Below are 22,537 nucleotides of genomic sequence, written 5' to 3' on the forward strand. Positions count from 1 at the left end.
CCGGAGGCCGCTTAGTCTCTCCGCGCGGGCTCACGCAGCGCCAGCCCCCATGAGGTGGCGCGGCTTTGTGACATCGATCACGCCCTCCCCTTAAGCCACCGCGGCGGAATGATCGCACGCGCCCGTCGCCTTTTCCGGCGTCGACGATGTGTCGTCCTAATTCACATCCAGCTTGTAGTTCAGGCCCGCGCGGAAGATATCGTCCCTGAACGAGGACTTGACCGAGAACGAGGTGTACAAGATGTCGGTGACTGCGAGCGAGTTGGTCGTGCTGCCGAGATCGAGATGGAGATACTCGGCCTTGCCGGTCCAGTTGCCGAACAGCCGGGCTTCGATGCCGCCGCCAGCGGACCAACCGCTGCGCGTTTGCTTCGAATGCATCGTGAAGGCCGCGCTCGACACCATCGTGCTGGTTTGTTCGATCTCGCCCCAAGCACCACCGCCGGTCACGTACAGCAGATAGCCGTCGTTCGCCCAGCCTAGGCGCGCACGCGCCGTTGCAAACCAGTTCAGCTGTTGGGCCTCGCTGTCACCTGAAACGCAGGCTTGGCCGCAGCCGACGCTGTCCTGGTTGGTCCATTGCGCGTCGCCCTCGACGCCGACAACGATATGCTCGATTTGCCAGTTGAAACCGCCCTGGCCGCCGATCAAGCCGCCCTTCGGTCCGAGCTTCTGGGGAACGAACGAGGAGTCATTATTGCTGATGCCGGGTCCCGGCGGGAGCACCGCGGGATCAATAAAGTTGTATTGCCGGAACGTCGTGTTGCCGGTGCCATAGCCGCCGTTGACGCCGAGATAGACGCCGGTCCAGCGCCATGCCGCGGCCGATGGATCGACCGGCGCCGGAGCGACCGCCGGTGTGTTCCAGAATCTGTAGTTCAGACCGACACGGGCGATGTCGTCGGTGACGTGGGTGCTGGCTAAATTCATGACATCGAAGCTGACGCCGTTGACGGGGCCTCCGACGATGTGGCTCGTCGTGCTCTTGCCGTTGAAGTCGAGGTGCAAATACTCGACCTTGCCGCTCCAATTGCCCCACAGCCGCGCCTCGATGCCGCCGCCCAGCGCCCAGCCGCTCAGCACATTGTTAACGGCGACTTCGCCTTTCGCATCATCGATCTGGCCCATCGCCGTCTCGCGCACCCCGGCCCACGCCGCGCCGCCGGTGATGTAGATCAGGTAGCCCTCGTTGGCGAAACCCACTCGGCCGCGCGCGGTCGCGAACCAGTTGAGCTCATGGCGCAAGGAAAAGGCGCCGATCTCGCCGTTGGCGGCGAGGATACATTCGAGGCCGCCGCAGCCCGTATCTCGCTGACCGGTCCACTGTCCGTCGCCTTCCACGCCCAGCACCACATGGCCGAGCTGCCAATTGTAGCCGAGCTGACCGCCCACCACGCCGCCGCGGGGCAGAACATGGCCGATGCCGGGGAGCGGCGTAGCACCGACAAAATTCTCGTCGAACGTGTCGTTGCCAAAACTGTACCCGGCATTGACGCCGGCGTAGAATCCGCCCCAGCTCCAGGAAGGCAAAGGCGGCGCCTTGTAAAACGCCTTGACGGGAAGATCGGCGGCGTTAGCCCCGATTGCCGTTGCCAGCAGCATCATGCCGGCCAAACCAACCCGCTTCATTCCAAGTCGCCCCGTCCAAAGCCGTCACGTTCAAAGTCTTGCATTCCCGGTTTGGCGCTGTCCGATCCGTGGCCGGGAAGAAGCCCGCGAATCTAGGGGTCGTCGTCACATCACCATAGTAGTCTTGGGCGGAACGGCCCGGCTGTAACTTAATCGCCACGCTTTTGTTTTTTCTCTACCGGAAGTCGAATCCAGCGATCACATCATCCCCCGGCAACGGCGCGCAGGATGATTGCACGTGCCTGTCGCCCCTCCGGCGTCGGCATCAATGCATAATTATGCGGCTGGTTGCGCAACAGATGCAGCTCGACGGGGACGCCCGCGCCCCTCGCCCTCGCGGCGAGATCGACGCTGTCGGGATGGAGCAGATCGCGCGTGCCGGAGAAGATGAGAATCGGCGCGAGCGAACGGAAGCCGCCATTCAACGGGCTGACGAAGGGATGGCCGACATCGAGCTCGCCGGCATAGAGCCGCGCCGCCTCGATGATCCCCGGAATGTCCTGGATCGGATCGCGCGCCGCGATTGCCACCTGCTCGGGGCGGCTGATCGAAGCGTCGGCCGCCGGCGAGATCAGCACCAGCCGGCTCGGCTGCCGATGCCCGCGATCGCGCAGCCATTGGCATGCGGCCAGCGCCAGGCCGGCGCCGGCTGAATTGCCGACCACCGTGACCTTTGCGGTCCCCGCATCCTCCAGCAGCATCCGCAACAGCTCGGCCGTCGCCGGCACGAGGTCTTTCGCGGTGGTGCGCGGCGCAAGCGGATAGATCGGCACGACGCACACGACGCGCCCCTTGCGCGTCATCTGGCCGATGAAGCGCCAATGCGCCGGCACGATCTCGTTGATGAAGCCGCCGCCATGCAGGAACATGACGTAGTTGCAGCCCTCGTGTCCCGAGGACGGCGCGGTGTAATAGACCGGCCATCCGCCCATCTTCGTCAGCATCACCTCGACGCCGCGACCGAGATTCGGCGGCTCAAACGAGGCCGGCTGCAAGGCGAGCTTCTGTACATGCGCCTGCACGGCCTCGGCTGATGCGAGCTGTTGCTTGTACGGAAGCAGCCCGAGCAGCAGATTGAAGGCGCGGCTTTGCAGGCTCGGCGCGGGATCGCTCGTCCGCGGTGCGCAGAAGTCCGGACAAAACTGCAAGGCCGACACGATTCTAGCGACGCTCATGGTCAGTTCCCCGTCTGGCTCGGCATCCATATGGCGACAAAGAGGCTTGCCGAAAGGCCGCCACATGCGAATATAATGCGAGCATTCGCTCGCTTTTTCCACTCGCATTCCGGATCGCAAGGCCATGGCGCGCAAGCCGCCGACAAATCCTCGAAAAAATGCCTCGCAGGCGCGTTCACGCGCCACCGTCGACGCGCTGGTCGAGGCGACCGCTCGCATTCTGGTCCGCGAAGGCTTTGAGAAAACCAGCACCAACCGGATCGCCGAAATCGCCGGCGTCAGCGTCGGCTCGCTCTACCAGTATTTTCCGGGCAAGGAGGCGCTGGTCGCCGCCGTGATCGATCGTCACAACCACGAGATCATGCAGGTTGTGCGCGCCGCGCTCACCGAGGTCGCCGACCTGCCGATCGACAAGGCCGTGCGCCGCCTTGTGACCGTCGCGATCGAAGCCCACCGCATCGACCCAAAGCTGCATCGCGTGCTCGCCGAGCAGACCCCGCGCACGGGACAGCTCGCCGACGTCGAAGCCTTCAACCGCGAGGTCCACACCCTCGTGCGCGCCTATTTCGAAAGCCGCCGCAAGGAGATGCGCAAGATCGACATCGATATCGCGACCTTCATATGCGTCAGCGCGATCGAGGCGATCGCGCACAACACGGTGCTGAACCAGGCGGAGATGCTGTCGGACAAGATGGTGAGGACGCTGGTGGATGAGACGACAAGGATGGTGGTGGGGTATTTGAGGTAGGTGCCGTGCCTTCGAACGTCTAACCACGCCTCAACACCTCCTTGAAATCGCTCTCTAGTTGCGGGCATTTGTTGCCACTCTGCGTTTTGTAAATTATAAGGAATTTCCGAAAGTAACAGACCTGCAGAGCGAAACTTCTCCAGCACCGCTATGCCTGCGCCGCATTGAACTCTTTGAGGTTTCTGCTTTGTGTGGCAACCAAGATTCAGCTCAATTCGTTGGAGTTTGGGGCAACGCTGGATGTTCGATGAGCAGAAGATCAAGTACCTACTGAATCATCGGATGCAGTCGGTCGCCATGCTTCGATGGGCCTTTGATTTGAGATCGAGCTGGCGTGAAGCGCCATCAATCGCCGTCTACGTCGACAGCAAATTGACAGTCGAAGGCAGTCTAGATGCGATCACCAATCCAATGATTGAGGTTGGATTGGTGCATTGCCGCGCACTGCTGGAGTTCTTAGGGCTGTGCGACAGCAAGGGGTCGCTCGGCCAGATCAAGGATCGGCGCAAGACTGACGTTGGAGTCGAGCACTTTCAGAATGCCGCCGGCCCTTTGAAAAAAGTCGAGCCAGAAGTTGCGCTGAGCCGGTATGACGGGGATCGGGCTGAAGCCGAAAAGGCACTAGTGGCCGTATTGCACGTCACAAACAAGGGGCTCGCGCACAACACGATGGATCTCATTGAAAGCCCCGAAGGGGCCAAGCTCATTGAGATCGCAAGTCGTGGCGTTCCAGCGCTGATGGTCAGCTACTTCTACACGCCACTTGGCCTGCAAAAGCCGGATTCCTGGATCACGACACGACCGAGAGAGCCGTAGTTAAAACAGGTGGCTCCTTCGGTGCATCGACAGTCCTGACCGTGACCGCCGTCGACCTTGAGTTCCTTGCTTACGTCACGGCGCGGATGATGGTGGGGGGTATTTGAGGTAGACGTCGTGACCGAAGGGGTGCCATCCGGCAGGCGCACCATCATTGCTTCAACATCGTGATCGGATGATCGAGTGCGATATCGAGCGCGCTGCTCACACCTCTCGTGAGGACATCCTGAATGCGCTGCCGGCCGAGATCGGCGTGTGAACGTCCCAAGGCATCCGCCTTGTCGGCGTCCCGATCCCTGATGGCAGCGACCATGGCGATGTGTTCTGTCAGGATCGTATTCATGTGCTTCTGATAGGCGGCTTTCGATGCAAAATGCTCGACATTGTAGGCCAGATAGGAAATCCGCAGCCCGAGCGTGAGCAAATGAAGATAGTTGCGTTCGATGAGCTTGTTGCCGCAGGCGGCGGCAATGAGCGCGTGAAACCGCCAATTGCTCTCGTTCATATCATCCGCTCGACCCGCCGCTTCCAGGCGTTCGAAAGCAATCCGCTCCGCATCCATCTCGGCAAGCTGCGCATCGGTTCGACGTAGCGCCGCCCATCTGTTGACGACCCGCTGCGCGATATCGAGCGCCTCGAGCATCTCCCGGACGTCGTCCCAATTGAGACTTGCGACGCTTGCGCCGCGGTTCGGCAGCAGCACCACCAGCGCTTCCGAGGCGAGCCTGACGAGCGCTTCATGCACGGGTGTTCGCGAGAGCCCCAACCTTGCGGCCAAGGCAGCCTCATCAAGCGGAGTGCCGGGTCGCAAGGTGAGCGAAACGATCTCGCGCCGGAGCAACGTGTAGGCGAACTCGACGCCCTTCCCTTTACCCGGCGGCGGAGGTGGTCTGCTGGCCATCATGAAATATCTTGCCTTGTTTTATTCATCGTGCATAAACTGTGCATGCACGATCATCCTATCACGGGTGCCGCGCAATGCGAGGGCGACTGCCGGGGCGTTTTCGCGCAAGCAAAGGATCTCGTCCATGAGCATCACTGCCCAAGGGCTCGTTGCCCGAATCGACCGGCTACCTCCCTCACGTTTCCACATTCAAGTCCTTATCATTGCTGGACTTTCACTGTTCTTCGATACGCTGGACACGGCCGTCACCGGCTTTGCCTTCGCAGCTTTTCGGACCGAGTGGAACCTCGGCCCGCTCGCTCTCGGCGTGACATCGGCGATCGGACTCAGCGGCTATCTGGTCGGATCCGTTCTGGTCGGTTTCGTCGCCGACCGGTTCGGGCGCAAGGCGGTCATGACTTGGAGCCTTGGCCTCTATTCGCTGTTCTCGGCGTCCCGTGCCCTCGCCGGCGGCATCGAGGTCTTCTGTCTGCTGAACTTCTTCACGTGGATCTTCGTCGGGATGGAGAGCTGCGTGGTGCCGCCCTATCTGGCGGAGCTATGGCCCTCGCGGCTTCGCGGCCGCTTCAACGGCTGGATGATGGCTTTCTTCGCGGTCGGCATCGCTCTGTCTCCCGTGTGGGCGCTTCTGTTCATTCCGACAGTCGGCTGGCGCTGGACGCTCGCGCTCACCTTCCCGTTCGCACTCCTGATTGGCCTGATGCGGACCTTCCTTCCGGAGAGCCCGCGGTGGCTCATGAGTCAGGGCCGCACCGAGGAAGCTGAACAGATTGTCGCGTCAATCGAAGCACGGGTGGCCCGGTCAAATGGCGGACGTCTTCCACCTATCGTTCCGATCGCGGCGCCCATCGCCCGCCCGGTCAGCAGGCGCGAGATTCTCGCCCCCGCCATCCTGCCGGTCACCATTATGCTTTGGCTCGTGTGGTTCACCGAGTACGGAGTTCTCTACACCTTCCAATCCGTGCTTCCGACGTTGCTCGCCATGGACGGCTTTTCCATCGTGCGATCGACCGAGTTCACTGTCGTGATCTTTTCGGGCTTCATCCCCGGCTACATTGGTGCGGGCTACTTCCTCGATCTCGTCGGTCGAAAATATTGGCTGATGATCTGCTTCGCCGGGATCGGGATCTCCAGCACGCTGTTTGGCCTCGCGAACACGCCCATCGAGATTATGGCCTGTGCATGGTTCACCGCTTTCTTCCTCGGCAATGGTTCGACCTGCATCTACACCTACACGCCTGAACTCTATCCGACCGAGATTCGAACGACGGCGATGGGAATGGCCTCGGCCTGGGGACGCGTTGGCGGCATCCTCCTGCTGCTGGCATTCGGGATCTTCGCCGTGCTGCACGGCCGGCTCGCGCTCTTCCTCGTGAGTGACGGCCTGCTGATCGCGAGCATCATCGTGGTGGCGCTGGTTGGCCCCAACACGAAAGGCAAAACGCTTGAGGCGACGTCGTCAGCGCGCGACGACGTTGTAGCGACGGCAAGCGGCGTTGAGGCACCGGCCGAATGACACGTACAGCAGTGATTGCCGGGGCCGGCTATGCCGGCCTCGCTGCCGCGGCCGTGCTTGCACGCGCGGGATGGCGCGTCACCGTGTACGAGGCCGATCCCGAGCCTAGAAGTGTCGGCGCCGGTCTCTATGTTCACGGCTTCGTCCATGATGCCCTTCGCAAGACCGGTGCCTACGACGATTTCATGACTGGGGCTTTCAAACCTGCCGCGCACTGCGTCTACATCGACGGCGCGCGGCAATCGAATGCGTCCACGGACGGAAATATCATCACCACGACCCGGGCGCGCCTTCATGTCGCACTGATCGATGCGGTGAGGCGTGCCGGTGTCGGCATCGTCGGCGGATCGCGGGCCGTTGCGGCTGATCCGAGTGGCGTGCTGATCCTCGCAGACGGCACGCGGCTCGAAGCCGACCTGGTCATCGCCGCCGACGGCGTGAGATCTACCATCTCTCAAGCCCTGGACATTCCGATCACGCGCGTCTCGCACCAGGACGGCATCACGCGGATCCTTCTCGATCGCGACGGACTGCGCGACGATAAATGGAACGACATTCACGACTACTACGATTACCGAGGGCGTCCGTTGCGGGTGCTCTACACGCCGTGCGGCCCGGACGCTTTCTACTTTTGCCTGATGGCGCCCATCACCGACGCCGAGGCGACATCTATTCCGATTGCCAGCGCGCTTTGGACCGCGAGATTTCCGGATCTGGCGCCGACATTGCAGCGGATTGGCAATGCAGGCCGCCACGACCGTTACGCAACGACAACGCTCTCGACCTGGTCGAAAGGACGCTCGGCGATCGTGGGCGATGCAGCACATGCGATGCCCTCGAGTCTGGGGCAAGGCGCCGGTGTTAGCATCGTCAACGCGGTCGCGCTCGCGGAGACCGTAGCGCAAGCCTGCGACATCGATGCCGCGCTTGGCACCTGGGAAGCTGCAATGCGCCCGATGGTCGAGGCGTGGCAGCGCCGGGTCGAAGACGTCGCAAGTCAACGCAGCCTTAGTCGCGCCGTTCGCCCATCCGAGCAGCGGCTCGTCGAACTCTCGTCCGAGGATTCGGATCGCAAACACGCCAGACAAGAAGGGACCAACGCATGACGCTCGTTCCAACCGCATCCTGGTACACTGACATCATCGCGGCCGTGGACCAGCAACAGGCCGGCATCAAGGATCATCTCGGTCGTCCCTGGGCGCAGCATTTCGAGCGCGTGGCGCTCCGCCTCATCTTCCGCAAACCGGACGCGACCCGCGCCCATATCGAATCTGCACTTCTGCACGACGCGATGATGGAACGTGGCGGCGGACGCGAGATGCTCAATTCTCTCGGAATCAGCCAGGAAGCTTGCGAGATCATCGACATCACGACCCCGCCGCCGAATGCGGACTACTATCGTCGTTTCCAGGATGTAGGCCCTGCCGAATGCGCGATCTATCTCGACTATGTCCGCGAGCTCTGCGCGTCCGGCAATCGTGCTGCGATCCAGATGAAACTTGCGGACATTACCGATACCATCGAAGCCTGCCGTACCGGGCGAACGCCGCTGCTGATCGATCAATTCGTCAATCGCTACGAACCGAGCCGGACATTGCTGGAGCGCGCCCTGGGATCGGAGTTGGACTAGCGGGTGACGCCGCCCGGTCGTCCATCCCACAGGCTAGCATGATGACATCATGCCCCTGTTTTGCCCGACGCGTCAAACCGCTTCGGAAAAACGTCATCTCGCCAATGGTTTCGCTACTGTGCATGGGGTTGTTTTCGGCATTTTAGTTTGCCGACCCCGACCAGCCACCCGCTACTTATCGTCGCGCATGCGTCACGGGCGGGAGAGACTCCACGCCGACGGTCATTCCACCCGACAGATGATTTGAGAAAAATGGTCGGAGCGAGAGGATTTGAACCTCCGACCCCTAGTCTCCCAGTGATGCAATTTCGGTTTCTCGGGGATGCTCAGTAAGCCTCAATTGTTCTCAGAAGTACTTGCACTACAAAGAGATTTGGCGTCTCGCCTTGTACCGGAACATCCCGTCGGATATCTTGGTATCCGATGCAAAAGTTTCCTCGGGTTTCCCGGAAAGCTCTGACGGACCGTTTTGTCCGGGCGCTAAAGGCGTCCTCCGATCGGATCGAGATCGGAGACGCCAGTTGCCGGGGCCTATCGATCCGCTGCACCCCCGCCGGCATCAAAACCTGGACGTTTGCCTACAAATTGAACGGCCGGATGCGTCGGATCACCCTCGGGGAATATCCTGACCTCGGCCTGGGCGAAGCCCGCGAGCAAGCCGATGAGCGGCGACGGCAGCGGAACGGCGGGAACGATCCTCGCGCCGTTCAGGATGCCGAACGCGCTACGCAGACTAGGGCGGTGCTGACCTTCGGCGAGCTCTGCGACCTGTACATCGCACATGTGAAAGCCAGTGGCAAAATCAGCTGGAAAACCGACGAAGGGTACCTGAAGCGTCCCAAGGCCAAGTTCGGAAAGCGGCCGGCGGTCTCCATCACCAAACGCGAGCTGATGGACTTCTTCGAAGAGATCGCGCGGACGTCCAAGTGCAGCGCGAACCGGACCCAGTCGACCGTTCGGACCATGTGGGGCTGGGCCGCGGAACGCGACCACATCCCGATGAACTTCCTCGCCGGACTCAAAAAGGTCGGAGGCAAGGAAACCGAGAAGGATCGCGTGCTCACGGTGGATGAGCTTCGGGTCCTCCTCAGCGCGCTCAGCGATCCTGAGGTGGAAGCGACCGAAACCGTCCGCCTGGCACTTAAAGGCGTCCTTCTGACCGCCCAACGCCCCGGCGAGGTGGCAGGGATGATGCTGTCAGAACTCCACGACCTCGACGGCCCTACTCCTCATTGGATCATCCCAAGGCTTCGGACGAAGAACAAGAAGACCGAGCACACGGTGCCTTTGTCGCCGACGGCCGTCGACCTAATCCGGCAAGCGCTCGAGCTGAGCGGCAAATATGCAAAGGGCCTGAATGACAAGCCGGTCTTCGCAAGCCGGTTCGAGAATGTTACCGCCCTCGCCCGCCACTCCCTCAGCCAGGCGGTTAGGCGGATCCTTGACGATAGGCGTTACAAGGATGCATTCGCGAAATTTACCCCGCACGACCTACGACGAACCGCCGCGACGCTTGCGCAGTCGTTGCGCATCCAACGTGACTATGTGAAGGCGCTGCTGAATCACACGGACGACGATGTGACCGCCATCTACGCACGTTGGCACATGTTCGATGAAAAGCGCGAGGCCGCACTGGCGATCGAAGCAGCGTTGTCAAATCTGCCGACGAAGTCGTTGGAATTGGCCGCGTGAGGGCCCGACCGTCTGAACTAGTCTCAACAATGCCCTTGCGTATATCACGAAAAAGTGAGACACTGAATTTGTAGACGTTACGCAACGGAGACGCGCGTGACGGGTAGCGAGGGATAAGGATCCCCGGCTGTGTAGCGGCGAACACCCGCAGGTACTACCGCAAGGTAGGCCGTCTGCTTCGGCAGACCCCACAAGGCGCTTAAAGCAAATTCGATCCGACCGCGCACTCGGGCTCCAAGATCAATCGATTGGAGCAAAGCTGTGTCCAGAATTCAAACCCGCCTTCTGCCAGATTTTCCAAATGAAAACCGCCTTGGTGATGCGCTTCTTTTCCGCGAGCTGCTCGGGAATCCCGGACGAAGCACCTTCGCCCGCTATCTGTCGCTGGGCTTGATCCCCCCTCCCGACAAGAAGCTCGGAACATTGAATCGCTGGTACGAAACCACGATCGCGGCCGCGGTCGAGGCGCTACCGACCGCACGACCACTAAAGGGTGCATCGGGCGAGCCCTCTTCCCCCAATGAAACGGCGGTGGCGTGATGACTCTTGGGCTCATCCCAGAAATCCGGCCCGCCAACGTCGTCTCGTTCCTCGAGAACGGAGCGGCCTGCGTCATTTTCTTTCCGTACGCGCCAGAACTTACCGAATACGAATGGGAAAAGATCGACGCGGCCCGTCGCGTCCGGTTCTTCCTCTACGCATGTTCGGACGCACAGGTGCCGCCAGGGGGTTCTGGTGTCGGCGGGAGCTTCGAAGACTACTACCCCGTCACCAGCGTGCGATCTGCGGTCAACAGATCGACATACATGCGCGCGGAGATCCTGCCCGTCCAAAAGCGTTCGCGCCAAGGGCTGATCGAAGCGCTAATGAGCCTCGCCGCAAAGGTATGCGGCGACGATCACCGCTGTGCTCTCCTGGGCGTGACCGATCGCCCGTCTCTTGTCGACGATTACGCGCTCTGTCGACCGCACCCGCGGCTGAAGTTCCGGCCGAACCTACGTACACGCCAAACGACTTCTGATCGGGACGGTCCAGTGGGAGGCAGCGCGCATGCAGTCCGCTGACATCAACAAGGTGTCGCCGGTGCCTCATGTACCGTTGCCCGCCATTGCCCTGTCGATTGACGAGGGCATCGCGATGATAACGCTCGAGCCTCACGTGCGGGAGCTGACGGCAGCAGAGAAGAAGGCCATCCTGGCCGCAAATCGAATCCGGGTTTTCATTGACGCCCGCGTCGCCGGCAACTTGTCGGGGCCGCTGCCCGACCCGATCAAGCTTTCCGATTATCCAGCCGACACACTTCGGTTCTGCGTCCAACACACCACGCTCGTCTGTGTGGGAGTCGTCGATTGTCGTAAAGAACACTCAGCAGAGGAAATCGAATCGCTGCTGAGGCAGTTCGACGGGAAGCACGTCGAGGACAGTCGCTTTGTGATCAGGATGCTTACCGATGCGCCGTACGATGTCGGCGATTATATCTCCCGACACAGGCCGTACGTACCGTTTCGTGTCGCCTCCCCGCATTACACGGAGACTGAGGAGAGCGACGCGTAAGCGCGGCGATGTCGTTAATAGCTGCCTGCAGTAGCGGCCTTCTGGCCGTGGTGGTTCGCAACCGCGCCAACTCTCGACGAAATTCGAGCATCTGACCACAGACCGGGTTGCCGAGCTGCTTCGCTTCAAAGCGAAAGCCCGGCCGGAGTGACCAGCTCCGAACCGGGCTTATAAGGTTTTGCAAGTGACCAATATACATGAAGACCGCGCGCAACACAATGTTGCGCCGTCTAACCATGCAGACGCGCCTTTGCCCTATAGGGCGCACGACGCTATTTGCATCGGCTTATGCCAATCCTCGCACCCGTCGAGGTGCGCCATATGACCGATGCACCGAATGTGGAACACGCACTCGACGCCGCCCGCCGCGGCCTCCGCGTGTATCCGTTGGCAGCTAACACCGACGAACCTGCTTTTCCCGAGGCCGACACTGCGGCCACCACTGACGAAAGCCAGATACGAGAATGGTGGGCCCTCTGGCCAGACGCAAATATCGGCATCGCGACCGACAATTTGCTCGCAATTCGGATTGATCCTCGATGCACTGACGAGGTGTTCCGCGACACGCTCGGCACACTATTCCAGCAGCATGGTGGGCGGACCGGTAGCCTCGTGCTCGTGGGAGAGCTCGTCGGCAGCTACGTCATGTTCGAGCTGCCAGCTGGCGCATTGATGCAAGGCCACTCTAACTTTCTGTCGGAGCACATGAGCATATTGTCGTCTGTCGATGATGTGCTGATCGGGCCAGGATCCACCATCAACGGTCTCGCCCCTTATCGCTTCCACAATGAGAGATCGCTATCGCCGGCGCCCCCGTGGCTGATGCAAATGTGCGGCGTCGAGCTGCCTGCAGAAAGCAAGTCAATGAACGTTGTGGCTCTGAAGAAACTCGCGCCAGTGGCACGGACATTGACCCCGATCAAAACAAAACTCGATTGGGCGCTCGAAGCCGCGGGGCGCGGTTTCAACGTCTTTCCGATCACGCCGAACGCCAAGATGCCGCCCCTCTTCGCCGATTGGCAGAACAAAGCCACACAGGATCCAAAGCAAATTGATGCGTGGTGGGACGAGTGGCCGGACGCCAACATCGGCGGCGCAACAAATGACTTCGTTGTCGTCGACATCGACCCGCGCAAAGGCGGTGACCAAACCCTTGAGTTTCTGAGACTCGTTGAAGACTTCCCCGAAACTGCGACGACGAAAACTCAGGGCGGTGGCCAACATCTGCTTTACGTCGCACCCGATGGCAAACCGGTCAAAGGCGGTAACGACAAACTGGGTCAAGGCATCGACGTGAAGGCGGCTGGGATGTACGTGCTGATGCCAGGCAGCACAATCGACGGCCGATCGTATACCCGAGCCAACGACCGGCCCCTGGCATTTGCTCCGCCCTGGATGGTCGAGCATTGCAGAAACGCAAAGCCGAAACCGAGTGCAGCCGGCAAACGGATCGTGGAGGAAGATGACATCGCGATCGAATTAGCCACAAACTTCATGCGCAAATTCGCGCCGACGGCGGAAGAGGGCAACAGAGACAACACCGCGCACAGTGTTGCGGCCGGTTTGTACGACTACGGCGTGACATATCCAACCGCGCTCGAGCTCATGCTCGAATGGAATGATCTGAAATGCTCACCTCCGTTGGATCTGGAGGACATCGAACGCGTCACTGGATCGGGTATCAGCAGCCGGGAAAACGCAATCGGCTGCAAGCACCCGTTGGCGCCAGGCTTCTACGCGGTAGAGATCGCGGAACGGGTATCGGCGGCGGCCGGCATTCCAACCGCGGTAACAGGCGATGCAGGTGCATGGGAGAATGAGCCTAACGCAATCTTCGTTGACCACCTAAAGCCCGCAGACCTTCCCACAGGCGTTCTTCCGGAACTGGTAGAGCAGTTCGCACGCGACCGCGCCCGTCGCCTAGGCGTAGACGCTGGCGCGCCAGCTGCCGCATTGGTGACTGCACTCGGCTCCCTTGTGCCGGCCGGAAACCGCCTGCAGATGCGCCAGCTTGATACCGAGTGGACCGTCAAGCCGATACTATGGACGGCCATCATCGGCCCCCCTGGCTCGAACAAGTCGGCAACCATCAACGCCGCAATGGGACCGGTACAAAAGCTGCAGAGCGCTTGGCGTAAATCGTTTGCGGCCGATGAGCACAAACGCAAGCTCGAGGAGACGCGCCGCGCGACGGTTGAAAAGGCAGCGAAGGGCAAGCAGGAAAGCACGGACAAGGTTTTCGAGGGCGAAGCCGAACCGGCTAAGCCCCGATTCAGGCAGAAGATTTACAACGACGCGACGACGGAAGCACTGGCCGTCGCCCTGTGCGAGAACCCGGAAGGGCTGCTGTATCACGCTGATGAACTTGCGGGCTGGCTGGCCGGCATGGACGCCTATCGTGCCAAGGGCGGAAAAGATCGCGCTTTCTGGCTGCAGGCCAAGGAGGGCGGTGACTTCACCGTCAACCGGAAACTGTCGGAGCGTATCTGCGTCGAAAACTGCGCGATCTCAGTCCTGGGCGGAATTCAGCCCGACAAGATTAAGTCGCTAAAACTTGGCATGTCGGACGACGGCCTGCTGCAGCGGTTCATGCCCATCATCATCCACCGGTCCGGAAACGGCGCCGACATCGCCCCCGATACCGTAACCGGCGAGCGCCTGGCGAACGCGGCCAATGCAATCGCGGATGCGGCCAACGGCGCGCTGTTTCGCTTCTCACCGGAGGCGGATGCGGAATTGCACGCCGTCGAAGCGTTCAAGGCCAAAGAGATCGCCCGGCCCGATGCGTCTCCCACGCTGCGCCAGTGGCTCGACAAGATGCCCAACGAGTTCGGCAGGCTTTCCCTCGTTTTCCACTTCATCGAGCACTACGGTTCTTCTGGCGGCGCCCGCGACGCACTTCCGGCCGCCTTCATCAGTCGCGACACCGCAGCGCGGGCGCGCCGATATCTGACAGAGTTTGTCTATTCGCACGCGTTGACGTTCTACTTGAAGGACCTGGGCGCATCAACGATGGATGAGCACGCCCTTTGGATCGCCGGCTTCGTGCTGGCGCGCCGGCTGCCCGCCATCTCGAGCCGGGACATTTATCGCGCCTATCCCGCCCTGAAGTCGCCGGAAAAGCGAAGCCTGATCGTGGCGACGATGCGCGTCCTGGAAATGCACGATTGGGTCAAGCCGGCCCACATCGATCGACATGGCGCCGAGGATCGTTGGACCGTTAATCCGGCGGTACATGACGGCAGGTTCGAAGAAATTGCGGCAACGGAACGCCGTCGGCGGGACGGGGTGCAGGAAGGCATCAAGCAGGGCGCAGCGGCATGATTGTCACCGTTGTCACCGCCTGTCGCCGCGTTTCCAGACAGTCGCGGCGTAACGGTTTGTCACCGTTGTCACCGTCTGTCACTTGCGCGCGTGAGAACCATAAAAGCCCTTCTTCTAATAATAGAAGCCAGGGGGCCACTGGCCGCCTTTCCTGCAAATTCCCTCAAGTGACAACGGTGACAACCGGTGCCGCTCCTGGGCGGTGCCAATTACGTCAACACTGGCCGATTCCAGAAAAGGAAAGCCGAATCGCCACCGGCACCCACCGAACCGATACACCTTTCGAGACTCTCAACATGCGGCGATCAACACCATCCGCCACTGGCACCAAATTCACCGTTCGCGGCCAGGTCTACATCCAAGCTGGCGCGTTCTTTCACGCCATGAGCAACGAGCGCGAGGTTCGCGTCCTCGAACTCGAAACGATCTGCCCGGATTGTTCGCAACCGTTTCAGGCCACGGCATCAATGCGCCAGATCAAAACCCGGCAGTTAGTCCGCCGCTGCCCGCCGTGCCGCAAGATCCACACAGGCCCGGTGTCGATCGCCAAGCCGGTCGCGCGCAAGCGCGCCAAAAAGAAAGCCCCTGGCCGGAAGATGCCAGCAGCGTCACGGCGACCTGTGGCCCGTAAATTTGAGCCGCCATCTCAAACAACGCTTTTGGAAATCCGGCCAGTAGACGTCCGACAAGGCGAAACGCCGGCGGCGGCGATGCAGCGGGCTTTGTCGGGGGTGCTCGACGGAGCAGCTGAGCCGCCGGCGGACTTGGCACAGCGCCAGTGGTGCGACGCCTCGGGCATGCTCGACTAGGACGGAGCGGTCAACGAATCGTCCTGTGTTATAATTTTGCGGGATATTCCGTCTATCCAACCCCGATTTTTGTGGCGGTTACCAGCCGCCTGCTGCGGATTTGGATCGTTGGTTAGATCGCATCACGACAAGGGATAGGCATGCCTGCTTTCAATCTCCAGTTCCCGGCGGATCCGGATGAATGGCTGGCAAACATCTGGCGCCTGCTCGACGAAGCCGACCAGACGTGGCGGTTTACGAAAAAAGGCGACAAGCGTCCGCACTGTGACGTCGCGAAATCCGTGGCGAGCAAAAAGCGCATCAGGGGCGAACGGCGGCAAGCGGCGGCGGAGCGCATCCTGGCTGCCGCTAGCGCTCGCAACCTGCGCCGAGCCCTCCCCGGTCAATCGATCGCCGATCGCATGCTGAGGGCGATGCGGCCAGGCGAATGGTACGGTATGGGCGATATTGCGCGCATGGCCGGAGTCCACAAAAGCGGCCGCGGCAAGGTTCACCAAGTTTTGCTGCGCCGGGGATGGATCGAGAAGGCTCGCAATCCGGCATACCAAGGGATCCTCGACCCTTGGCAGATTAAGGCCGGCGCGGAGCCGGAGCCGTTGCACCTCTTTCGGCTGACAGAGTTGGGCGAGCGCGTAAGAGCGGCCTTGCCGGCGTCACAAGCGCGCGCAGATCGATCTTTGCGTTAGACCAGAAAACATCGGTTGCCACCCACGCGGGGCGGGTACAAGCTCGCGTTTTACTCAACGAGAGGTTAGCCGCCATGACGGAAGCCATCGTGTGGATATTGGTTTTCTTTTTTATTGTTTTGCCGGTGGGGATTCTTGCCGGAAAATTGGTATGGTGGGCCTTCCGGATGGTGTTCTGGTTGTGCATCATTGGAATATCGATCGCCGGTGCAGCATGGCGCGGCGAGATGAAAACCTAATCGTTGGTTCGAAATCGTCGCACAGCGTGCTGCGATGTCGCGAAATCCGTCGCGAGCAAGAAACGCGCGAAGGCCGAACGGCGAAAGACGGCCACCCCTCTCATCCGGACAAAGCCCGCCACGCCTGTGAGCGCAGCTGGTTGTCGTTAGTAGAAGTTGCTACGAATCATCCGCGCACCCCAGCCGAATCAATCCTTGTGCAGCACGCTAGTCAGGCTTTTGATCGCGATCACGCCCCGCTGGATTACTCGGCTTCGTGCGTTTGCCATTTACCTTCCCGGATCTAGGCGTCGTGGAATCCAGGCTTCGAACCGTCAGGGTCGAATTCTGAGGCGCATGCACTTTTTTGGAATGAACCGGTAATTTTTCTCGACTGGCCGCCTCTGAGATCATTCTAAAAACGTCCACACCGACGGAGAACGGAACGCAAGCGTTCACTATCAAGTTTTCACCGCTCTGCGTGAAATCGAATGAAAAGAGACGCGCCATACTTTTTACTCCGGTTGTGAAGGATCGCCATTGACCGCGTCATTTTCTCGAAATCTATCGCCACGGCCAAAGGAATGCAGGCGTCGATAAAGTAATTGCCGTTGGGCTCGACCTGTGTGCATTCGAAAGCGAACGCGTCCCGGTCGTGACGCACAACGCTCGCATTTGGACAGGGCGGCGCTGACTTCCGCTCATAGTTTCCAAGCAAAATCATGAGCTGAATCCCAAAGATAGGGGGAACGCACGCGTCCAGGATAACGAAACCACGACGATCGACGGGTGAAATGTCTACACAGCCGTCGAGGACGTTGGACTCTTCCGTGTGCGCGAGCGGGAATTGCAGAACGATTGCTGACATTGGGTTAGACCTATCTCCGCGTTTCGAGCGGACTGCGTCCCGGCGCGAAAACGGCCGATCTAGATGGCCTACGCGCGTCTTTGGCTTTCGCTTGGACATTCACGCGCGTCGCCGGGACACTTGATTGGAGTGGGACACTGGGTTTTCGACCCGTAACGCGAAGATGCGCTCGAAATTTAATTCCGTCAACTACAAGCCATTGATTTTATTGATGTTCTCTCAGTTCACTACATTCTCGACAGAGAGAAGGCGCCAGAGTTCAGTTGCTTAGTGGTAAAATTCGACTGGCAAATTATTTTCACAACTCGACAAACGCCATCTGCGCATCGCGCACGGTTCGGCATCGCGCTCTCTTCGCGCTCGATGCAAATCGCCTATTGCACTACGTCGCCGACGCGGACGACCGTCGCGGACCAGGTACGCACGCGCGTCGAGCCGGCGCACAAAAGGCGCGGAAGCGGAAGAAGACCATACGGAAAACCCTGGCTCGCACCAGCGCTGCCAAGTGTTGCGATCACTCAACAATTTCTGCGCACTCCCGGTATACGTAAACCATTTGTTTTTCGTATGCCTCTCGCGTATCCTGTGCAATGCGCGACCCGCGCCAGGAGCGAGCCATGAAGAAGGTTGCGATCTATCTGCGAGTGAGCACCGACAGCCAGACGACAGCAAACCAGCGCCGCGAGCTCCAGGCGGTCGCGGCGCGCTCCGGCTGGCACATCGTCAAGGTCTACGAAGATGCCGGCATCAGCGGCGCCAAGGGGCGGGACAAGCGCCCCGGCCTCGATGCGATGATGAAGGCGGTCAACGCGAAAGAGTTCGATATGGTCGCAGCCTGGTCGGTTGACCGCTTGGGAAGATCGCTCACGGATTTGCTCGCCATTCTCCAAGCGCTCCGCGACAAAGGAGTCGACCTATTTCTGCATCAGCAAGGTCTCGACACCTCAACTACCGCCGGCCGCGCGATGTTTCAGATGCTCGGGGTGTTCGCCGAGTTTGAACGTGGCATCATTCGGGAACGGGTCAACGCCGGGCTTGCGCGCGCCAGGGAGAAGGGTACGCGCCTGGGTCGTCCGCGTACGGCGGTCGCGGTCGAGAAGCGCATACGTAGCCTGCGAGCCAAAGGTATGGGCGTCCTCAAGATCGGCCGCACCCTTGGCGTTGGCACCAGCGTGGTGCAGCGCGTCGTCAGCACCACGTGATCGACGCCGGCGGGCAGACCTCCTCCACCCCCGCCCACCCCCCTCCTCGATGGTTCTGAAGGTGCCGTATTGCCTTCCGACTAGTGCGCGATTTTTTGAGATTCAGAGGCGACAGCGGGGCTTGCTAGCTAGGTATCGTTGGCAAATCCATCGACCACCGCTTTGGTTCGCATTGCGGACGCAAGTCAAACACCGCCTTGAGTCCGAAATGTGCCATAAGCGGTAGCGGGCGACCTCAGAAGGTGAAGCCGCCTCCCTCTGTTTCACGCAGGCCTTCACGGCCCCCCGCCTCAAAACAACGTGGTTTTTGACGGCGATGGTGTAGGATCAGGAAACACTCACTTTCGGCGGTCCGAGGACGCCATGGCAACCAAACCAAATAGGGAGTCGTTTGACCCCCAAAAATTTCTCGCCAAAGTTGGGACCGGGAAAACGATATCGACATTCCGAACCGACCAAATCATCTTCGCTCAAGGCGAAGTGGCGAATAAAATCTTCTATATTCAAAAAGGGCGGGTGAAGGTCGTCGTCGTCTCCGAACAAGGCAAGGAAGCCGTGGTCGGCATTTTGGAAGCGGGACAATTCTTCGGCGAGGGTTGTCTCAACGGGCATGCGTTGCGCATCGCGACGACGACAACGTTGGAAGAGTGCTTGATCACCGCGATAACCAAGCCCGCAATGATCGCTGTGCTGCATGATGAGCCGAAATTTTCGGAATTGTTTGTGGCCTACTTATTGACCCGGAACAGCCGGGTCGAAGAAGACTTGATCGACCAGTTGTTCAACTCGAGTGAAAAGCGCCTGGCTCGCCTTCTCCTTTTGCTGGCGAATTTTGGCAAGGAAGGTAATCCAACGCCCATCAATCCGCATATCACTCAGGAAACGTTGGCCGAAATGATCGGCACGACACGATCCCGAGTCAGCTTTTTCATGAACAAGTTCCGCAAGCTCGGCCTCATCAGTTACAACGGAAAAATTGAAGTCCATCTCTCGCTCTTAAACGCCGTTCTGTACGAAAAGCCGGGGTTAGAACGAGATTAGCAAAACAGATCTGATTTAAGCGTGTGCGCAACCATGAACCCGGCAGGTTCCACGTTGCCACGATTGCTCTACCTTCTGCCGGTCCGCCGCTCGGCGTCCTCCGCAGGCTTAGTCCACTCTCCCGCCATTCGCAGCCAAGCTGCCTTGTCCGACTCTCTGGCCGAACGCTCGGCCTGAAGCTGGCATTCTTCCGCGTGCGCTCGGAATCTACGTAAGCATCCGGCGAAGACCGCGCGCGGGTCATTTTCGGCTCAGGCGGCTTGATCAACGTTCCGGATGGCAGAGCGCCAATTCCATGGCAGCAGTTCGTCGAGCCTTTGGACGGGATGCTCGGCGATGCGCGCCAGAACGTCGGCGAGCCAGGCTTGCGGATCGACGTCGTTCATCTTGGCGGTGACGATCAGGCTGTACATCACCGCCGCCCGCTCGCCGCCGCGATCCGAGCCGCAGAACAACCACGACTTCCGACCTAAAGCGATGCCGCGCACGCCACGCTCCGCCGCATTGTTGGACAGGCAGATGCGGCCGTCATCGAGGAAGCGGGTAAATGCGCTCCAGCGCTTGAGCATGTAGTCCATGGCCTTGGCGACATCGTTGCTGCGCGAGAGCTTGGCGCGTTGTGTGCGCATCCAGGCTTCCAGATCGGCCACGAGCGGCGCGCTGAGTTCCCGGCGAACTGCCTGGCGCCTTTCGGCGCTCTGACCGTTGATGGTCCGCTCGATCTCGAACAGGGCGTCGATCCGGCGGACTGTTTCCAGCGCCAGCGGCGAGATCACTGCCGGCCTCTTGCCCTGAGCCTTGCGACGCGCATTCTCGGCCAGATCAGCCATCACGAAGAACGGCCGCCGGGCATGGACCCAGCACGCGGCTTCCAGGATCGGACCTGCGTTGCGGCCCGGTTCGTAAAGCCTGCCATAGCCGCCATAGGCATCGGCCTGGAAGATTCCGCTGTAGTTGGCCAAGTGAGCCTGGGGATGCTCGCCGGCCCGATCGCGCGAGTAATAGAACACCGCGCCCGGCGGGGCCTGCCCTCCAAAAGGCTTGTCGTCGCGCACATAGACCCAGATCCGGCCGGTGTCGGTCTTGCCTTTGGCCAGGACCGGAACCGTGGTGTCGTCCCCGTGCAATCGCTCGGCGCTCAGTACGTAGGCCTCGAGGCGCTTGAACAAAGGTGCCAGCGCCGCGGTGCAGCCGCCGACCTGGTCGGCCAGGGTCGACAGACTGATCGGCACGCCCTCCTTGGCATAGCGCTCCGCTTGCCGGTTCAGCGGCTGATGTTGACCAAACTTCTCGAACAGCACCATCGCCAGCAGGCTTGGCCCCGCCCAGCCGCGGGCAAGCACATGGAACGGCGCCGGAGCCTGGCTGATCTTCTCGCAATCACGGCAAGTAAACTTCTCGCGGACGTGCTGGATCACTTTCCAGGATTTCGGGATCACCTCCAGCGTCTCGGTGATGTCCTCGCCGAGCTTGGACAGCCGCGCGCCGCCACAGCAGGCGCACGCCACAGGTCCCGGCACGATCACCCGCTCGCGAGGTAGATGCTCCGGGAACGGCTGGCGTGACGGCCGCTTGCGCGTGAACGACGCCACCTTCGTGGTTTTGGCCGCGGCCATTTCGGCGGCGAGTTCGTCCTCCGTCGCCGAACTCTCCAGCTCCTCCAGCGTCAGTTCAAGCTGATCCAATAGCCGCGCGGTACGCTCCGAGCGCGGACCATGGCGGTCGCGGTTGAGTTTCTCGATCTGCAGCTTCAGATGGGCGATCAACGCCTGGTCGTCGGACTGCCGGGCACGGGCGGCCGCAGCCTCCGCCCGAGCAACGATCAATGCCGCTTGCAGCGTTTCGATGTCGTCTGGCAGCGATTCAAGGCCGTCACCCATGGCCCCGATGGAATCACAAAAGAGGCGATTTGAGGCGTCTTTTCTTCCGCACCTCAGAACTTTTTTGAGCCTATCCTGCGCTCTGTGGCCGCCACGTGTGCTGCGGATTGCGCCAGTCGATCGCCTCCAGCAGATAACTCATCTGCGCCGCGCTCAGCCCCACCACACCGCCCACCGTCGCCGGCCAGACAAAACGGCCACGGTCCAACCGCTTCGCGTAGAGCGACAATCCAATTCCATCGTGCCACAAGGCCTTGATCAGCGAACCGCCGCGTCCGCGGAACACGAAGACATCTCCGGCGAACGGATCGCGACCAAGGCTTTCCTGCACCAATAATGACAAACCCTGCATGCCCTTGCGCATGTCAGTGTAGCCGGTCGCAATCCAGATGCGTGCGCTCGAAGAGACTGGGATCATCGACGCTCCAGAACCTGCAGCACCCGCGCCAGGGCGGCCGCATCGACGCCCGCATCGACAATCACCCGACGATCCCGGCCAACGACGATCACCATCTGCCCGCTCGTCGCTGTGGCAGCAACCGCCGGCTCGACCTCAGCGGCAAGGACGACCCGCGCAAAGCCGGATTGCTCGCTTTGAGGGCTGATCGGCTCGGGACCGAACGAGCGCCGCCATGTCATCAGCAACGAACGTGATATGCCATGGCGTCTTGCTGTCGACGATATCGCGCGCGGCGCTTGAAAGCTTTCGGTCACGATCCGCAGCTTTTCGTCATCCGACCAGCGTCGCCGGCGACCAGTCTCGACCACCTCAAGCCGTTCAAGCTGAGTACTGCGCTTATGGCTGTCCATAAGGACTGTTACGCACCAATTGGACTAATCCAACA

At 60.6% G+C, this 22,537-nt stretch carries 22 protein-coding genes; 15 read left to right on the top strand and 7 right to left on the bottom strand.

What is annotated here, in order from left to right:
• Positions 1 to 156 precede the first annotated feature (156 nt).
• Entirely contained in the window at positions 157 to 1,629 is a 1,473-nt protein-coding gene (locus UB31_RS35325; protein WP_082078724.1) for an outer membrane protein, read from the bottom strand.
• Between the two features lie 203 nt (positions 1,630 to 1,832).
• On the bottom strand, positions 1,833 to 2,804 hold the full coding sequence (locus UB31_RS35330; RefSeq protein WP_050044909.1) for an alpha/beta hydrolase fold domain-containing protein: 972 nt from the start codon (positions 2,802 to 2,804) through the stop codon (positions 1,833 to 1,835).
• 124 nt (positions 2,805 to 2,928) lie between these two features.
• Between UB31_RS35330 and UB31_RS35335 the strand changes: the two genes are divergently transcribed.
• Together UB31_RS35335 and UB31_RS35340 are read left to right on the top strand one after the other, a co-directional pair.
• Positions 2,929 to 3,552 carry a TetR/AcrR family transcriptional regulator gene (locus UB31_RS35335; RefSeq protein WP_045014162.1) on the top strand — a complete coding sequence of 208 codons (624 nt, stop codon included), beginning with the start codon at positions 2,929 to 2,931 and terminating at the stop codon, positions 3,550 to 3,552.
• Between the two features lie 240 nt (positions 3,553 to 3,792).
• On the top strand, positions 3,793 to 4,368 hold the full coding sequence (locus tag UB31_RS35340; RefSeq protein WP_045003184.1) for a hypothetical protein: 576 nt from the start codon (positions 3,793 to 3,795) through the stop codon (positions 4,366 to 4,368).
• Between the two features lie 151 nt (positions 4,369 to 4,519).
• Here UB31_RS35340 and UB31_RS35345 read toward each other — a convergent pair whose 3' ends face one another.
• The gene (locus UB31_RS35345) at positions 4,520 to 5,272 is read right to left on the bottom strand and encodes a GntR family transcriptional regulator (RefSeq protein WP_045014163.1); all 753 of its coding nucleotides are present in this window, start codon (positions 5,270 to 5,272) and stop codon (positions 4,520 to 4,522) included.
• Between UB31_RS35345 and UB31_RS35350 the strand changes: the two genes are divergently transcribed.
• The 11 genes from UB31_RS35350 to UB31_RS41840 all read left to right on the top strand — a co-directional run bounded on the left by UB31_RS35350 (position 5,271) and on the right by UB31_RS41840 (position 16,722).
• Positions 5,271 to 6,788: an MFS transporter gene (locus tag UB31_RS35350; RefSeq protein ID WP_245306119.1), complete on the top strand. Its 1,518-nt coding sequence runs from the start codon at positions 5,271 to 5,273 to the stop codon at positions 6,786 to 6,788. The genes UB31_RS35345 and UB31_RS35350 overlap by 2 nt on opposite strands.
• A complete protein-coding gene (locus UB31_RS35355; protein ID WP_082078725.1) occupies positions 6,785 to 7,894 on the top strand; it encodes an FAD-dependent oxidoreductase in 1,110 nt (369 codons plus the stop codon). The genes UB31_RS35350 and UB31_RS35355 overlap by 4 nt, the downstream gene beginning before the upstream one ends.
• Positions 7,891 to 8,418 carry a hypothetical protein gene (locus UB31_RS35360; protein ID WP_045014165.1) on the top strand — a complete coding sequence of 176 codons (528 nt, stop codon included), beginning with the start codon at positions 7,891 to 7,893 and terminating at the stop codon, positions 8,416 to 8,418. The genes UB31_RS35355 and UB31_RS35360 overlap by 4 nt, the downstream gene beginning before the upstream one ends.
• A 423-nt stretch (positions 8,419 to 8,841) precedes the next feature.
• Entirely contained in the window at positions 8,842 to 10,110 is a 1,269-nt protein-coding gene (locus tag UB31_RS35365) for a tyrosine-type recombinase/integrase (protein ID WP_045014166.1), read from the top strand.
• Between the two features lie 261 nt (positions 10,111 to 10,371).
• Positions 10,372 to 10,650 carry a hypothetical protein gene (locus UB31_RS41835; protein ID WP_156175698.1) on the top strand — a complete coding sequence of 93 codons (279 nt, stop codon included), beginning with the start codon at positions 10,372 to 10,374 and terminating at the stop codon, positions 10,648 to 10,650.
• Positions 10,650 to 11,174: a hypothetical protein gene (locus tag UB31_RS35370; RefSeq protein WP_045014167.1), complete on the top strand. Its 525-nt coding sequence runs from the start codon at positions 10,650 to 10,652 to the stop codon at positions 11,172 to 11,174. The genes UB31_RS41835 and UB31_RS35370 overlap by 1 nt, the downstream gene beginning before the upstream one ends.
• Positions 11,161 to 11,664 (top strand): hypothetical protein, encoded by a 504-nt coding sequence (locus UB31_RS35375; RefSeq protein ID WP_045014168.1) that lies wholly within the window; start codon positions 11,161 to 11,163, stop codon positions 11,662 to 11,664. Before UB31_RS35370 ends, UB31_RS35375 begins: the two co-directional genes overlap by 14 nt.
• A 321-nt stretch (positions 11,665 to 11,985) precedes the next feature.
• Positions 11,986 to 14,988, top strand: a complete 3,003-nt coding sequence (locus UB31_RS35380) for a bifunctional DNA primase/polymerase (RefSeq protein WP_197090885.1) — start codon at positions 11,986 to 11,988, stop codon at positions 14,986 to 14,988.
• Between the two features lie 167 nt (positions 14,989 to 15,155).
• Positions 15,156 to 15,797 carry a hypothetical protein gene (locus tag UB31_RS35385; protein ID WP_210168186.1) on the top strand — a complete coding sequence of 214 codons (642 nt, stop codon included), beginning with the start codon at positions 15,156 to 15,158 and terminating at the stop codon, positions 15,795 to 15,797.
• Between the two features lie 140 nt (positions 15,798 to 15,937).
• Positions 15,938 to 16,483, top strand: coding sequence for a hypothetical protein (locus UB31_RS35390; RefSeq protein ID WP_045014171.1), 546 nt, complete (start codon positions 15,938 to 15,940; stop codon positions 16,481 to 16,483).
• 74 nt (positions 16,484 to 16,557) lie between these two features.
• Positions 16,558 to 16,722 carry a hypothetical protein gene (locus UB31_RS41840; RefSeq protein WP_156175700.1) on the top strand — a complete coding sequence of 55 codons (165 nt, stop codon included), beginning with the start codon at positions 16,558 to 16,560 and terminating at the stop codon, positions 16,720 to 16,722.
• 448 nt (positions 16,723 to 17,170) lie between these two features.
• Here UB31_RS41840 and UB31_RS35395 read toward each other — a convergent pair whose 3' ends face one another.
• Positions 17,171 to 17,569 carry a hypothetical protein gene (locus UB31_RS35395; protein WP_045014172.1) on the bottom strand — a complete coding sequence of 133 codons (399 nt, stop codon included), beginning with the start codon at positions 17,567 to 17,569 and terminating at the stop codon, positions 17,171 to 17,173.
• 617 nt (positions 17,570 to 18,186) lie between these two features.
• Here UB31_RS35395 and UB31_RS35400 point away from each other — a divergent pair.
• Together UB31_RS35400 and UB31_RS35405 are read left to right on the top strand one after the other, a co-directional pair.
• The gene (locus UB31_RS35400; RefSeq protein WP_045014206.1) at positions 18,187 to 18,771 is read left to right on the top strand and encodes a recombinase family protein; all 585 of its coding nucleotides are present in this window, start codon (positions 18,187 to 18,189) and stop codon (positions 18,769 to 18,771) included.
• A 363-nt stretch (positions 18,772 to 19,134) separates the two neighbouring features.
• Entirely contained in the window at positions 19,135 to 19,812 is a 678-nt protein-coding gene (locus UB31_RS35405) for a Crp/Fnr family transcriptional regulator (RefSeq protein WP_045014173.1), read from the top strand.
• A gap of 251 nt (positions 19,813 to 20,063) precedes the next feature.
• Here the strand turns inward: UB31_RS35405 and tnpC are convergent, their stop codons facing one another.
• From tnpC to tnpA, 3 genes are all read right to left on the bottom strand, one after another.
• On the bottom strand, positions 20,064 to 21,692 hold the full coding sequence (gene tnpC, locus UB31_RS35410) for an IS66 family transposase (protein ID WP_044999807.1): 1,629 nt from the start codon (positions 21,690 to 21,692) through the stop codon (positions 20,064 to 20,066).
• Positions 21,693 to 21,762: 70 nt separating this feature from the next.
• Positions 21,763 to 22,110 carry an IS66 family insertion sequence element accessory protein TnpB gene (gene tnpB, locus UB31_RS35415; RefSeq protein WP_044999806.1) on the bottom strand — a complete coding sequence of 116 codons (348 nt, stop codon included), beginning with the start codon at positions 22,108 to 22,110 and terminating at the stop codon, positions 21,763 to 21,765.
• Entirely contained in the window at positions 22,107 to 22,502 is a 396-nt protein-coding gene (gene tnpA, locus UB31_RS35420) for an IS66-like element accessory protein TnpA (protein ID WP_044999804.1), read from the bottom strand. The genes tnpB and tnpA overlap by 4 nt, the downstream gene beginning before the upstream one ends.
• Between the last annotated feature and the right edge of the window lie 35 nt (positions 22,503 to 22,537).

Origin of the sequence: Bradyrhizobium sp. LTSP849, assembly GCF_000938255.1 — a bacterium.
GTDB lineage: Bacteria > Pseudomonadota > Alphaproteobacteria > Rhizobiales > Xanthobacteraceae > Bradyrhizobium.

Excerpts from the sequence above, each read along its gene's own strand:
- UB31_RS35335 (WP_045014162.1), top strand. The coding sequence starts at position 2,929 with ATGGCGCGCAAGCCGCCGACAAATCCTCGAAAAAATGCCTCGCAGGCG.
- UB31_RS35395 (WP_045014172.1), bottom strand. The coding sequence starts at position 17,569 with ATGTCAGCAATCGTTCTGCAATTCCCGCTCGCGCACACGGAAGAGTCC.
- UB31_RS35375 (WP_045014168.1), top strand. The coding sequence starts at position 11,161 with ATGCAGTCCGCTGACATCAACAAGGTGTCGCCGGTGCCTCATGTACCG.
- UB31_RS35360 (WP_045014165.1), top strand. The coding sequence starts at position 7,891 with ATGACGCTCGTTCCAACCGCATCCTGGTACACTGACATCATCGCGGCC.
- tnpC (WP_044999807.1), bottom strand. The coding sequence starts at position 21,692 with ATGGGTGACGGCCTTGAATCGCTGCCAGACGACATCGAAACGCTGCAA.
- UB31_RS35405 (WP_045014173.1), top strand. The coding sequence starts at position 19,135 with ATGGCAACCAAACCAAATAGGGAGTCGTTTGACCCCCAAAAATTTCTC.
- UB31_RS35380 (WP_197090885.1), top strand. The coding sequence starts at position 11,986 with ATGACCGATGCACCGAATGTGGAACACGCACTCGACGCCGCCCGCCGC.
- UB31_RS35400 (WP_045014206.1), top strand. The coding sequence starts at position 18,187 with ATGAAGAAGGTTGCGATCTATCTGCGAGTGAGCACCGACAGCCAGACG.
- UB31_RS35340 (WP_045003184.1), top strand. The coding sequence starts at position 3,793 with ATGTTCGATGAGCAGAAGATCAAGTACCTACTGAATCATCGGATGCAG.
- UB31_RS35350 (WP_245306119.1), top strand. The coding sequence starts at position 5,271 with ATGAAATATCTTGCCTTGTTTTATTCATCGTGCATAAACTGTGCATGC.
- UB31_RS35345 (WP_045014163.1), bottom strand. The coding sequence starts at position 5,272 with ATGATGGCCAGCAGACCACCTCCGCCGCCGGGTAAAGGGAAGGGCGTC.
- tnpA (WP_044999804.1), bottom strand. The coding sequence starts at position 22,502 with ATGGACAGCCATAAGCGCAGTACTCAGCTTGAACGGCTTGAGGTGGTC.
- UB31_RS35325 (WP_082078724.1), bottom strand. The coding sequence starts at position 1,629 with ATGAAGCGGGTTGGTTTGGCCGGCATGATGCTGCTGGCAACGGCAATC.
- tnpB (WP_044999806.1), bottom strand. The coding sequence starts at position 22,110 with ATGATCCCAGTCTCTTCGAGCGCACGCATCTGGATTGCGACCGGCTAC.
- UB31_RS35365 (WP_045014166.1), top strand. The coding sequence starts at position 8,842 with ATGCAAAAGTTTCCTCGGGTTTCCCGGAAAGCTCTGACGGACCGTTTT.
- UB31_RS35330 (WP_050044909.1), bottom strand. The coding sequence starts at position 2,804 with ATGAGCGTCGCTAGAATCGTGTCGGCCTTGCAGTTTTGTCCGGACTTC.
- UB31_RS35390 (WP_045014171.1), top strand. The coding sequence starts at position 15,938 with ATGCCTGCTTTCAATCTCCAGTTCCCGGCGGATCCGGATGAATGGCTG.
- UB31_RS35370 (WP_045014167.1), top strand. The coding sequence starts at position 10,650 with ATGACTCTTGGGCTCATCCCAGAAATCCGGCCCGCCAACGTCGTCTCG.
- UB31_RS35355 (WP_082078725.1), top strand. The coding sequence starts at position 6,785 with ATGACACGTACAGCAGTGATTGCCGGGGCCGGCTATGCCGGCCTCGCT.
- UB31_RS41840 (WP_156175700.1), top strand. The coding sequence starts at position 16,558 with ATGACGGAAGCCATCGTGTGGATATTGGTTTTCTTTTTTATTGTTTTG.